This is a genomic window from Cupriavidus basilensis (assembly GCF_029335485.1).
Classification (GTDB): Bacteria; Pseudomonadota; Gammaproteobacteria; order Burkholderiales; family Burkholderiaceae; genus Cupriavidus; species Cupriavidus basilensis_E.
The window spans coordinates 1-13,274 of sequence record NZ_JARJLM010000649.1; the positions used below are offsets into that span (position 1 = coordinate 1).

Genomic DNA, 13,274 nt, shown 5'->3' on the forward strand with positions numbered 1-13,274 from the left:
TCCTGGCCGACCCGCGCGATGTCCTGCTGTTGCGCGTACCGCTTCCGGCCGTTGCCGGGACGCGCCTGCGCGAGACCCTGCCGGGACTGGTCGAGGAGCACCTGATCCGCGACGCCGAACACTGCCATATCGCCGTGCTGGCACGTCATCCCGATGGCCAGGCCACGCTCGCGGTCACCGGCGCCGCCTGGCTGGGCCTGCTGCTGGAGGCCTTTGGCCGGCGGCGCCTGCGCCTGCTGCCGGCGGCGCTATGCCTGCCGGCCAGCGGCCACGCGGCAGGCGCAGTCGCGGTGGAGCCAGCGCCTGCCGCCGTGCCGCCTGCCGCGGCGACCGAAGCCGGCGCCGACAACGCGCCCGCTACCGGCTCCGAGGCGCACCATCCTTGCTGGCTGCTCACCGTACGCCAGCCCGACGACGGCGCTTATGGGATCGTCCTCGCGCCCGACGAAGCCCTCGCCTGGCTGCGCGGCCCGCTGGCCGGCGCCGCGCTGTACGCCGGCGAGACGCTGCTGTCGCAACTCCCAGCCGGGCGCGAGGCACGGGCCGCCGGCTGGCCGCTGTGGATTGCCGGCGCGCGCGCGCTCCCGCAGATGGATGCCTGCCAGTTCGCGCTGGCGGCCAACAGCCGCGGGGGCGCGCCCGGCACGGCATCGCTCGCGTGGCCGCTCAGCCTGGCGCTGGCCGCCGTCCTGCTCAGCCTGGCCGGCGTCAATGCGCAATGGTGGACCCTGCAGCGCCAGCACAATGCCCTGGCAGCATCCATGCACGGCGTGCTGCGCGAGCACTTTCCCAAGGCCGGCCCCATCGTCGACGCGCCGGCACAGATGTGGCAGCAACTGGATCTGCTGCGCCAGGCCAAGGGACAGCCCGCGCCCGGCGACTTCGCCGTGCTGGCCGACCGCTTCGCGCAGGCGCTGGCGCCGGTGCCGCTCACCGCGGTCAGCGAGTTGGACTACCGCGAGCGCAGCCTGCGCGTGCGCTTTGGCAGCGCCTCCGGAAACGACATCCGGATCGACGCGCAGGCGCTGCGCACCCGCCTTGAAAACGCCGGCCTCAACGCGCGCGTGGAAGACGGCCAATGGATCCTGAGGAGCCGCACATGAACACCCCCGCCGACGACAAGCGGCTTGCCATGCTGCCGGCCAACCCTGGCGCCCGCAACCCGACCGCCGCTGCGGCAGGCACGCCCCGCGATGCCTTCGATCCGCCCGGATCGGCTGCCGCGGCACCCGGTCGCGCCACATCGCCCCGTGAACGATTGCGCGGGCTTGCTGACCACGCTTCCCCGCACCTGGCACGGGCACGCGCCGCCTGGCTGGCGCGCGCCCCGCGCGAGCGGCGCGCGCTGCTGCTGTGCGCGCTGGTGGTCGGCGCCACCGCCGGCTGGCTGGGCGGCTGGGAGCCGGCGGCCAACGCCATCGCAAGCCTCGAGCGCGACTTGCCGCGCCAGCGCGAACAGGCCGTGCAAATGCAGGCGCTTGGCGCCCAGGCCGCCACCTTGCGCGCGCTGCCCGATCCACCCGCGCACCGCCCCGCCGAATGGAAGGCCGCACTGGCGGCGTCGCTGATGCAGCACGGCATCGCGGGCGCCAGCGTGGAGCCTGGGGACGACACGCTGCGGGTCCAGGTGCCCCGCGCCTCCTTCCACGCATGGATGCAATGGCTGGAAGCCGTGCGAAGGGAATATGGCATCAAGCCCGTGCAACTGGAGGCAAAGGCGCTGCCCGGCGCGCAAGCTGGGCAGGTCGCGTTGAATGCGGAACTGGCGCCGCCCGGCAAAGGCGACCGCTAGCCGTGGCGGGGGCCGGTTCAGTCTGCCGGCGGGCGCCATTGCTCGCCGCCGGGCTGCGCGGACCATTTGCGGATAATCGCCACAATCGAGGCCGCGTAGCCATCCCGCAGCGCCGGCGTCTCGGAATGGTAGGCGCCGACTGCCGCCCAGCTGTTGCCGTACTTGTTCATTTTCCGGCGCAGGTGCCATGCCCCGACATAGATGCTGGCACAGCCGTCGTATAGCGTCTTTGCGTCGACGCCATAGCGCTTCAGCTCCGGCAGGTGGATGGAGTTGATCTGCATCAGCCCCATGTCCACCGACTGGTTGGCATTGCGGTTGACCGCATCGGGCCGGAAACGCGACTCCTGCCACGCGATCGCGCGCAGGATCACCGGGTTCACGCCGTGGTAGACGCCCGCGGCTTCGAAGCAATCCGCACGCGCCGGCGCGCCTGCCGCCGCCAGCAGCGCCAGGCCGATGCAGCACGGCCCGCGCATCACTCCAGCTCCTGCGTGGCGGGATCGGCGGACCACACCACCTGCGTGCGCACCGCCTCGCCAATCCCGTCGCGCCGCACCAGGGCCTCCAGCCGCAGCCGGGCCCGCTCGTTGCGCAGCTCCCCCTCCACCAGAAAATACTGGCTGCGCGTCTCCAGCAGCAAGCCCTGCGGCTCCGGCAATCCAGGCGCAATCGCCTTGAGCCGGATGCTCAGGTCACCCACATCGCGGAAATGCGCCCGCTCCCGGTCCGCCACCAGGGCACCGGCCTGCGACACGGTGAGACCGGGAATCGCCGCCGCCAGCACCTGGGCGCCGGCGGTGTTCAGGTTGACCGAGGTCGGCACCGGCAGGATCACCGCATAGGGCATCAGCGCGCGCACGGCATCGGGCGTGTAGCCGGGAATGGCGAGCAGGTCCGCCATCCGGGCAAGCGGCAACGGCTGCCCTCCCCCGCCGGTGCCCGACAGGCTCTTCAACACGTAGGCGGCCGTCACCGATGCCAGCGACGAATTCAGCGACAGGGAGGTCAACAGCCGCTGGTACAAGGCAACGCCGCTGGCACGCACGCTGGCCGGCCGGCCCGCTTCCGCCGGCGCGATCAGCGTGGCCAGGTTGAAGCGCGCCTGCGCATCCAGCACGCGCGAGCCGATCGTCATCGCCTGGCCGCTGTCGGCGAAGCCGGCCAGCCGCGCGGCCTGCGGCCCCAGCAACGCCGCCACGCGCGTGGGCGGCAACGGTTGCGCCCAGCGCTGGCGCAAGTGGTCGACGGACGCCGTGCGGCTGCTGTCGCGCAGCAACAGCCGCGCCCGCTCCACCACGATGCCCTGCATGGCCTCCCCTTGCGCGCGCAGGCGATGCGCCTCTACCGAACGCGTGGCCGCCTGCTGCTGCGCGAACATGGTGGCCACCAGCGTGGTGGCCAGCGCGACGATCAACAGCGCCGTGACCACCGCCGCCCCCCGCTGCGCCCGCCTCATGACCGCCGGCGCGCCAGGCGTGCCCAGAATGCCTCCATATCGGTCACGGATACCTGCGGCACGGGCCTGTCGAGAAAACCCGGCGCCAGGCTCACCTCCTCGATATGGAAGAGATGGTGCTGCGCAGGCAGCGGAGTGGCGCGCGGCCGCGCATAGTGCGTGCGGAAAAAAAGCGGCGGGTGCGGGCGCGGCACATGCAGATCGCTCACATCGCGCACGCTGGCGTCGAACCAGAAGCGCACCCAGCTGCCGCCGGTGCGATAGCCACGCTCGCCGCGCATGAAACCCGCGTAGGAGAGCAGCACGAACGGCACGCACTCCTCGCGCAGGTCCGGATAGGCCCAGAGATTGCGATGCGTCGCCACATCGATCAGGGAAATAAAGCGATGTATCGTCAGCGAAGGCACACAATGCGCGTGGCGCATCAAGTCCAGGTGCCACTGCCATTTGCCCAGGAACCGGTTGAGATTCCGCTCCGCCAGCAGGCTGTCGGGCTGCGCCGCTACCGTGATCTCCTCGGGCGAATCGCCATTGCGCACCAGCGGACAACGCGCGCGCTTGTGCGTATCGTGGCTAAAGCGCGGCCGGATGCGCGCGCTGCGCGCGGCGATCAGCAGCAGCGGCCGATGACAGATCGGACAACGCGCCTGCGGCAAACGGCCGGGCGCCAGTCCATCGCCAAACTCGTCCAGATACGACTGCACGGTGATCATGCGCGCCTCGTTTGGATGCAATGCCAGCTTCATTGAACGGACCTCTATGCCAGAGTGCCCGCAGCGCTCCCCGAATGCCCCGGTGCATGGCGCAACGCGATTCGCAAAGGCGCGGCCGCTACCCCTACCTCCAAAAGCACCCTGTATCCGGCGGCTCGTATCGGCCGCGTCGTTGCCAATTTACAAAGCAAGATTTGCACACCCGTGACGAAATCTGCGAAGATCGCGTCCGTGCGGAGAGTATCGGAGCCCCGGCAGCATCCGGCGCAGTGCCTCCGCAATTCCATGAGCGCCGAGGAACTACAAGGCCTGCCTCGCAGCCATAGCGATACGCACATGCCGCGCGCCACGACAACGAACGCGCTTCATATCCGGCACGCGCTGTTTCCCGCTCGCCAAATGACGAAACTGCATGAGCCAGCGTCGTCGTCTCTTCACCGTTTCAACCCGCCTTCTTCATCCCGCAAGCCAACAATCTCCTGGCGGGCGGCGATCTCTTCAGCACCGTCCAAACGGCGCCCGCGGCAAGTGAAGTCATGCATCGATCCATCAATGCTTTCCACCCAATCAACGGGAGTTGCACTGTGAAACTGAAGCACGCACTGATCAACGCGGCCTGCCTGGCCGTTGCTTTCTCGGCCTCGTCGGCCATGGCCCAAAACGTGGTCGGCGGCGGCGCATCGCTGCCCGAGTACCTGTACAAGGCTGAAATCGGCGCCTTCGCTCCGGACTATCTGTATGCATCCACCGGCAGCGGTGCCGGCAAGACAGCCCTGCTGACCAACGTGGCGACCGCCTTCAACAACACCTACACGCCGCCCCGCACCGACGCGGTGGTTCATTTCGCCGGCAGCGATTCCGTGCTGTCGCCGTCGGACCTCAGCGGCTACACCCGCACGGGCACTGACGGCAATCTGGTGCAGATGCCGTCCGTCGGCACTGCGGTAGGCATTCCGTTCAAGGTCGGTACGCTGAGCGCCCTTACCCTTACCGCCAACCAACTGTGCGGCATCTTCTCCGGCAAGTGGAAAACCTGGGACAAGGTCAACGCCAGCTATCCCGCCAGCGACATCAATGTCGTCTACCGTAGTGACAGCAGCGGCACGACCGAGATCTTCACCCGCCACCTGAACGCGGTCTGCAGCACGGCATCAGGCAATTCACTGATCGACTTCCCGGTCACCACGCGCTTCTCCGACGTTGTAGCGCTGATCAATGCCGCTCCCAACGATCCGCTCAACCCGAAGAACGTGAGCACGAACTTTGTCGCTAAATCCCTGAGCGCTGGTGTTCGTGATGAGATCGATGCTCGCACCAACGTCATCGGCTACCTCAGCCCGGACTACATCAACACGACGCTGGCGCCCACCTCGACCGCGGCCACGAAGAATCTGAAGGCTGCATCGCTGCGCAACAAGAACGACGGCACGTCCTACACGCCCTCGTCCGCCAACACCACGCTGGCTCTGACCAACCTGACGCTGGGCAACAATCTCGCAGACCCGAATAGCTGGGCCCCGACGGCCGCCAATCCGGCCAGCGGCTACCCGATCTCGGGCTTGACCTTCCTCGACCACGTGACGTGCTACAGCAACAGCAGCGTGCTGAGCAAGATCCTGGGCTTCCTGGACCGTCACTACACCTATAGCGGCGTCAACGACAATACGTCGCGTATCGAAGGCAACGGCTTCGCCAAGCTGCCGAGCACCATCGTTACCGCGATCCGCGACAACCTTCTGACCAATAACAGCGGCAAGAACCTGAACCTGGGCAACGCCACGGCCTGCTCGGGCAAGGCTGGCCGCTGATATACGCGGATTGATGCAGTAGCTGCCGGTGCAATGCCGGCAGACAGGATTGGCCCGGCATATTGCCGGGCCAATCTTTATGTTTCCGCACATGGCGATGGGTGTTAGCAGCAGACGACAGCAAGACAGTGATACATCTGCAATCTGCCAGAAATCCGCGCAAATTCAAGCCTATCACTACACGAGCCAATCCTTCCAAACACTAGCGTGGCCGCGAATGGCGAAGCCATGGATCGACATCAACGCTTTCCACCCAATCAACGGGAGTTGCACTGTGAAACTGAAGCACGCACTGATCAACGCGGCCTGCCTGGCCGTGGCTTTCTCAGCCTCGTCGGCCATGGCCCAGAACGTGGTCGGCGGCGGCGCATCGGCGCCCGAGTTCCTGTACAAGGCTGAATTCGGCGCCTTTGCTACAGACTACCTGTATGCATCCACCGGCAGCGGCGCGGGCAAGACGGCCCTGCTGACCAACGTGGCGACCGCATTCAACAACACCTACACGCCGCCGCGCACCGACGCGGTGGTTCACTTCGCCGGCAGCGATTCCGTGCTGTCGTCGTCGGACATCAGCGGCTACACCCGCGCGGCCACTGACGGCAATCTGGTGCAGATGCCGTCCGTCGGCACTGCCGTCGGCATTCCCTTCAAGATCACGGGCGCCAGCGCGCTGAAGCTGAACACCAACCAGTTGTGCGGCATCTTCTCTGGCAAGTTGAGCACGTGGAACCAGGTGCTCGCCTCGCTGCCGAACTCGCCGATCAACGTCGTGTACCGCGGCGACAGCAGCGGCACCACCGAGATCTTCACGCGCCATCTGGACGCGGTTTGCACCACCGGTACCACCGGCAACTCGGATGTGGCCTTCCCGGTGACTACCAGCTTCTCGAACGTGGTGAATCTGCTATCGGCGTCGGCGAAGCTGCGCTTCTCGGCCGCCAACCTGAGCGCCGGCGTGCGCGACGCCATTGCTGCCGGCACGAACGTGATCGGCTATCTGAGCCCCGACTACATCAATACGGACCTGGCGCCGCTCTCCGCTGCTGCGACGCAGAATCTCTTTGCTGCCAGCTTGCGCAACAAGAACAACAACGTGCTCTATGCGCCCACTTCTGCCAACATCACGTTGGCACTGACTAACCTGACGCTGGGCCCCAATCTCGCCGACCCGAAGAGCTGGGCCCCGACGGCCGCCAATCCGACCAGCGGCTACCCGATCTCGGGCTTGACCTTCCTCGACCACGTGACGTGCTACAGCAACAGCAGCGTGCTGAGCAAGATCCTGGGCTTCCTCGACCGTCACTACACCTATAGCGGCGTCAACGACAATACGTCGCGTATCGAAGGCAACGGCTTCGTCAAGCTGCCGAGCACCATCGTTGCCGCGATCCGCGACAACCTGCTGACCAACAACAGCGGCACGAACCTGAACCTGGGCAACGCTACGGCCTGCTCGGGCAAGGCCGGCCGCTGATCACAGCGGACTTCACGCCGTAGCTGCCGGTGCAATGCCGGCAGAATGCCAACGAACCCCGCACCATTCGGTGTGGGGTTTTTTGTTTTTGGCGAAGCCGGCGTCAGATCCCCATTCTTGGAAACTCGCTGCAGAGGCAATTCAACGATCGGATTTGGAAAGGGAGCGTCGGGAAAGACAGACAAGCATGGCGGCCAAGAATAAAGGAGCATCCGTTCGCCGACGCATGCAGGATGGATGGGGCAGCGCTGGATGGACTGCTGCCGAAGGCCGCACCGCGGAGGCAGCACCGGAAGATCGATTCGGGTGAGGTTATCGAGGCGCAGCGGTATCCGGTGCAACTCAGGCTGCGAGCTGGCGCATGCTAACCACGAGCGCTTTGGCGGTCAGACACAGCAGCGTAGTCCTCCAATTCCATCCGTACCATCCGCATCCGATCCCCATTCCTTGCCTACAACACAGAGGAGATCGCGGCGCCGGTGGCAACGGCCTTGTGCCGCCAGCGCGGGGGCGACGCGCAGCGGGAAGCGCTGACGCCCGCCGTCACGGTCTGTCCGGTTCCCTCGGCGCACTGGTCCAGGGCCTGCCGCAGCATCTTGTCGACGCTGCGCATCGACAGGCGATGAAACGCCGCCACTTCCTGGCGGGTCTGCTCTTCGACGCGCAGCGCGACCAGGACCGCCTGATGGCGATACGGCAAGCGCCCGAGGGCATCGACCACCGCCACAAGATCGGAGCGGGCCTCGGCAATGGTGGCCGGACCGGGCGCGGCGTCCACGATGTACTCCAGTTCGGTGTCGGCGTCACCGGTATATTGCCACGACCGGTCGGCGCGGAGGCGGTCCACCGCCTGGTTGCGGGCCACGCGGTACACATAGGCTTCGGGACTCTGGATCTGCGCGCAGACCCTCCGGTTGCCTAGTTGCAGCCAGGCATCGTGCAGGGACTCGCTGGCCAGATCGGGACACCGCAGATGGCCCAGGAGCCGGCGGTGCAGGCGGTCATAGTTCGTCACCAGGAACTCCCGCAGCATCACGCCGCGGTCGCCCTCGACGGCGGTGGCGCCGGCTGCGTCGGCAACCGCGTCGCCTCCCTCCACGCAGGATTCGTTATTCAGGTCCATGACGGAACTGCCTCCATCTTCCATATCGACAAAGCCTGCCGCATGACCGGCACCGAAAGCGGACGTTGCCGCCCCGATGGCATCCCGACGACAGGCAAGCGGCTGCAATAGCAAGCCATGCCTGAATCAAGGGCGAAGCGATCCCAAGCCCTGTCTCGCGAGTGCGGCGACAGGCCGGGAAAGGCACGTCCGATACCCGCCCTAGCGGTCTTGCTGCAACTGGCGGCGCTGCTCCACGGTCAGGCGCGCAACTTGCCTGGCATCGAAGTCCCCGCCGACGCCCACGAACTGCACCGGGCTCGTTGCGTCGTAGGGGATGTGGCCGAGCTGCCCGGAACGCGGCGGCACGTTTCTCTGCTCGCCTTCGGTGGGCGGCGATTGCTCGTTGCCAAAGCCCAGTACCCGCACCGTGAAGATGGATGGCAGATTCTGACGGGCCGCGGCACGATCGCGCTGCGTTGCGTCCTGCGCCGCCGTCGCCGCCTGCGCCGCAGCCGCGCTCGCATTGGTCAGCGCACCGACGTTCACCGCCGCGATCGTCGGCAGGCCCGTCGCCTTGCCCTGCCCCACGATATTGGCCGCGTTGACGATCTGCAGCGCCGCCAGGTTGATGTTGCCCGAGAACCGGATGCCCGCCTCGCCTGCATCGATCGTGCCCAGCGGGGCGTACAGGTCCACATCGCCGGCCGGCACGTCGGCAATCGGCGCCAGCGTGGCGATACCGGCGCCCGACGATGGCGTCTGCGAAGACAGCTTCACGTTGCCGTAGTCGTCGTACACCTGCTTGGGCGGCGTGTAGACCACCGTCGTCTTGGAGCCCCGCCCCGCGTTGATGTCGCCTTCGGCCGACCACGCCAGGATGCTGCCGCCGAAGGTGGTCATGATGCGCGACAGGCCCAGCAGCACGCTGCCCTTGGAGTACAGATCGATGTCGCCCGCGCCTTGCGTGACGATGCCCGAGGATGCCGGGGGTACCGTGCCCTGCACGCCCGCGACGATCTGGCCTGCCGGCGCCAGCATCTGGATGCCGCCGCCGAACAGCGTGCGGATGCCTGAGCCGCCGAACATCGTGATGTCCCCCGTGCGCGCGATCTTGCCGCCCTGGGCATCGCGCTCGGGGAACAGCGCCGCGATGGCGTTGCGCCCGCGCAGGTAGCTGCCATAGCGCCGGCTGTCGGGATCGTTGTACTCGCGCCCGCCGGCCTTCAGCTCGGCGTAGTAGACCTCACGCAGGAAAACGCTTTGCTGCTCGGGTGCGAGTGCATTGAAATAGGCCAGGGCCTCGGCACCGGTGCCCGCATGACCGTAGCGCTCCCCGAGCCATGCAGCCAATTCGGCTTCGTAGGTCCTGGCGACCTTGCCCGAGCCGTCCAGCGGCGTGGCGGCTGGCAACCGGTTGGCGGGGTCGAGGTAGCGTTTGAGCGCCGCATAGTCCGGACCATTGGACCCGACACCGGCCATGGCCACGATGGACGCGCCGGGACGGCTGTCCCCGCTGGCGAGCGGACCGATGCTGGCGATCGAGCCCTTGTCGCCCTGGTAGAAATTGCGGCCTGCCGAGATCTCCAGCGTGCCTGGCCCCGCCACCTGGAAGTTGGCTTGAAGGATGTCGCGTCCTGCGCGTACCAATGACACATCGGTGGCGTCGGGGTGGTAGATGAGGTTGCCCGAGGATGCCGCGCCATAGTTGCCGTCGGGATAGTACGGCTTGCCGGTGGTGTAGTAGCTGAGTTGTGCTCCCGCCCCAACGATGTCGCGTCCGGCCATGATCCACGCCGGCTTTGCCGCCACATTCCACTGATTGACCGGCTTGTCCGAGACCGCGTATCCATTCCTGGTGAAATCCAGCACCTCGCCTGTTCTTAGCCCGATGATGTCACCATCGACCGCATAGAAGCGCTGCGGCTCATAGTCACCGGCGTGAAGATTTCCCGTCACCGTATTGGGACCGAAGGCGTACAGCGGCAAGCCATAGACAAGGCCGGCGCCATCCCCGCTGATGTTTTTGAACAGCGCGCCGCCAGACCCGGTCGGAGATCCCATGAAGGCCGCCTTGAACGGCGTCGGCAGTACGCCCATGCCGGCACCCGACATGTCGATGGGCATGCCCAGCGTCTGGATCGAATTGCGCGCGAGGATTTCCAATTGCCCGCGCGGCGACGGCGCCAGCGCCAGCGAGGTCACATAGCCATTTGCGTAGAGTTGGGCACCGTAGTAGATGCTGCCTTCGGCCGCCACGGCGCGCAGGAGCGAAGGATAGTCGCCTCCATAATCGCCCCCTTGATTGTTGGCATTGATATTCACACCGACAGTGGTGGGCGTGAGATTGCCGCCAGCGGCAAACAGATCGACCGCCGTTCGATCGGTCCACAGCGTGAACCAGCTGTAGCCGCCGCCCTTGTAGGGTGTCGTCACGCCGTTGGACGTGATGCTGTAGGGCGTGGTGTTCTGCTGTGCCGAGCGGCCGGGATCCTCGGCGCTCGACAGCACCAGATCGCCGCGCGAGGTGAAGGACACGGCGGAGTCGCCCGCCAGCACCAGTGGTCCGCCGTTCGAGCGGCCGCCATTGGCCGCATTGGGATCGGGCGCGCGTGGATCGGCCGTGTACGAGGGTGCGCTGACGCCATAGCCGAGATCGATGCGGCCGATGGAACCGGCGCTCACATCGACGGCGCCGCGCACATTGGTCAGCACGCCGTTGAGGTTAGCTGCCAGCGTAGCACCGCGTACGAAGGTCAATACAGGGGAACTGCTGGGATTGACGTTGGGATCGAGCGGGTTGAGCGCACCGCCGATCCGGATGCTCACGTCCCCGCCGCCGGTCTGGATCAACCGCCCATCGGCGGTAACGCGGCCCGAGCCGCCTGCGGCGACCGTCAAGCCCTGGCTGACCGGTTTGATGGCACCGCCCATGCCGTCGATCACGCCGGCATCGCCCCCGGTCCGCACGGCGACATTGCCACCGCCCAGGGCGCCGAAGCCGGTGAAGCCGACCAACCGGGGCTCGCCCCCATTACCGGAAGACAGTGGCGCGCCTCTGTCATTCAACGGCAGCACGTAGGTGCCGAAGTTCACCCACCAGGAGGTGGGCAGGCCGGATATGTCGCCGCCCTGCCGCCACAGCCAATTGCCCGTGGCATTGGAGGGCAGAAGTCTATCGGCGGTTGAAGAATTGAACACCGTCAAGCCCGTGAGCTTGCCCTGGGCCGTCAACAGCAGATTGCCCCCGTTTTCCGGGTACCACGCCTGATAAAGGCTGGACGATCCAGCGACAAGGCTTTCGTAGCCACTGCCATCGGGGCCCAGCACGCTGGCGCCGCTGCCGTCTGGCTGCCGCCCGCGCGGCTGGTTGTACGGATTGGAGCCGTCGGCCGCGAGGACCGGCGCCGACTGGGTACCCGCCGTATAAACGCCGAACAGCGACTTCATCGAGACATCGCCTCCGGCCAGCAGGTCGAGATCGCCAGTACCGGTGCGCACCACGCTGATGGCCTTCACAGTCTTCGTCGGCCCGCTGAAATGCTCATCGTCGAGCACCAGACTGCCCGTCTTCGCTGTCTGTAGCGCACGCGTATCCACCGACGTGACATCGGCGCCGCTCGCCAGCCGCATCGACCAGGATTGAGATCCGGCCGGCAGCATTGGCGATACCGCCCAGAGCCGGCCAGGCTCAGGGCGCGGGCCTGACGACGAGATAGTGATCGGACTCGGCGATCCGGCTCCGATGCGGATATAGCTCGTGACGGTGCCGCGCGGCACTGTCATGCCGGGATCGTAATAGTCGTTCTCCGTGATGTCGACGATGCTGCCGTCGTCGGGCACGACGTAATCGATTTCAATCGTCTTGGCTTCCCTGGTCAGGAGAGGCGATGGCAGCGTTTCACCCGGACGGACAAGCAGCGAAACGACCCAACCGTAATCATCTGCGGTTTCCGGCGGCGGCGCAAAGCCATCATTGATACTGCCCTTGATGGTGAGGTCACCGCCGGCACGCAGCGTCAGGACGCCCGGCTCGCCCGAGCCGCGAACGACCGGATCCGCACCCGGACCATAGCGGTAGCCCGAGAAATCAAGATCGCCGTTGGCCACCAGACTGCCATTGGCCGTGGCGCTGGCGATCTCCACACCGGGACGCAGATGGTAGGCCGCGCCGTAGGCCCTGAGTCCGGCCAGGCGCCCTTGCAGGCCGGCATTGTTCCAGGCGGCGCCGATGAAAGCCTTGCTGTCCGCATCGATGCCGTCCAGGTAGGCCTGCGTGATCACCTGGACCGGACGGCCGTCGGCCGAAGGCGTCCCCTGCGGGGCGTCGATGTAGCGCCGGAAGCCATTCAGCGCGACGCTCTTCGCGCCGTCGATAACGACAGGTCCGGCCGCGTCGATAGCGATATCGCCATCACTCCCGTCAAGGCGCGGTGCATTCAGACTGACCGTACCGCGCGCGACGCCATCCGCCGCGCGCACGTCGATCGTCGCGCCGGGGCCGATGCGCAGCCAGCCCGGCACGCCGGTGACAGGGTTCTTGCCGGCCGTCAGCTCGACGATCGCGCGGTTGGGCGCATCGATCGGCTGGCCGTAGCTGTCCACGCGCAACTGCGTGCCATGCGCATCGAGCACGGCGGTGGAGGCCAGGGTCAGGCCGTCGCGCGCGGCCAGCCGGATCGTGCCCACCCGCGGTCCGCTCGCATCGACCCGGCCGTTGATCGTCAGGCTACCGCTGTCGACCGACACATTGATGCTGTTGGCCTTGAGTTCATCGCCGACGACGAGGTTGAGCCCCTCCCTCTTCAGCTGGAAGCTGCGGCCACCGAGCACACCGCTGCCATTGAGGCGCTGGTTGAGCCCCGCGAAATCGCCGATGGCCTGGGCCCGCACGTCGATCGTCGCGCCCAGGTACGGCACCAGCGT

Annotated in this window: 9 protein-coding genes; 4 read left to right on the top strand and 5 right to left on the bottom strand. The window is 66.7% G+C overall.

Features of this window, described 5'->3' with window-relative positions; translation table 11 throughout:
* A partial coding sequence (gene gspL / locus P3W85_RS39810) for a type II secretion system protein GspL (RefSeq protein WP_276268862.1) occupies positions 1 to 1,103 on the top strand: 1,103 nt, incomplete at its 5' end.
* Entirely contained in the window at positions 1,100 to 1,792 is a 693-nt protein-coding gene (locus P3W85_RS39815) for a type II secretion system protein M (protein WP_276268863.1), read from the top strand. The genes gspL and P3W85_RS39815, both read left to right, overlap by 4 nt.
* 17 nt (positions 1,793 to 1,809) lie before the next feature.
* Here P3W85_RS39815 and P3W85_RS39820 read toward each other — a convergent pair whose 3' ends face one another.
* From P3W85_RS39820 to P3W85_RS39830, 3 genes are read right to left on the bottom strand one after another with little or no spacing between them, the layout of a single operon-like run.
* Positions 1,810 to 2,271: a lytic transglycosylase domain-containing protein gene (locus tag P3W85_RS39820; RefSeq protein ID WP_276268864.1), complete on the bottom strand. Its 462-nt coding sequence runs from the start codon at positions 2,269 to 2,271 to the stop codon at positions 1,810 to 1,812.
* Positions 2,271 to 3,251 (bottom strand): type II secretion system minor pseudopilin GspK, encoded by a 981-nt coding sequence (gene gspK / locus P3W85_RS39825; protein WP_276268865.1) that lies wholly within the window; start codon positions 3,249 to 3,251, stop codon positions 2,271 to 2,273. The genes P3W85_RS39820 and gspK overlap by 1 nt, the downstream gene beginning before the upstream one ends.
* Positions 3,248 to 3,997 (bottom strand): hypothetical protein, encoded by a 750-nt coding sequence (locus tag P3W85_RS39830; RefSeq protein WP_276268866.1) that lies wholly within the window; start codon positions 3,995 to 3,997, stop codon positions 3,248 to 3,250. Before P3W85_RS39830 ends, gspK begins: the two co-directional genes overlap by 4 nt.
* 551 nt (positions 3,998 to 4,548) lie before the next feature.
* Between P3W85_RS39830 and P3W85_RS39835 the strand changes: the two genes are divergently transcribed.
* Positions 4,549 to 5,772, top strand: a complete 1,224-nt coding sequence (locus P3W85_RS39835) for a substrate-binding domain-containing protein (RefSeq protein ID WP_276268867.1) — start codon at positions 4,549 to 4,551, stop codon at positions 5,770 to 5,772.
* A 274-nt stretch (positions 5,773 to 6,046) separates the two neighbouring features.
* Positions 6,047 to 7,246 (top strand): substrate-binding domain-containing protein, encoded by a 1,200-nt coding sequence (locus P3W85_RS39840; RefSeq protein WP_276268868.1) that lies wholly within the window; start codon positions 6,047 to 6,049, stop codon positions 7,244 to 7,246.
* Between the two features lie 451 nt (positions 7,247 to 7,697).
* On the opposite strand, the gene P3W85_RS39845 is transcribed toward P3W85_RS39840, so the two are convergent.
* Together P3W85_RS39845 and P3W85_RS39850 are read right to left on the bottom strand one after the other, a co-directional pair.
* On the bottom strand, positions 7,698 to 8,369 hold the full coding sequence (locus P3W85_RS39845; protein WP_276268869.1) for an RNA polymerase sigma factor: 672 nt from the start codon (positions 8,367 to 8,369) through the stop codon (positions 7,698 to 7,700).
* 201 nt (positions 8,370 to 8,570) lie between these two features.
* A partial coding sequence (locus tag P3W85_RS39850; RefSeq protein WP_276268870.1) for a filamentous haemagglutinin family protein occupies positions 8,571 to 13,274 on the bottom strand: 4,704 nt, incomplete at its 5' end.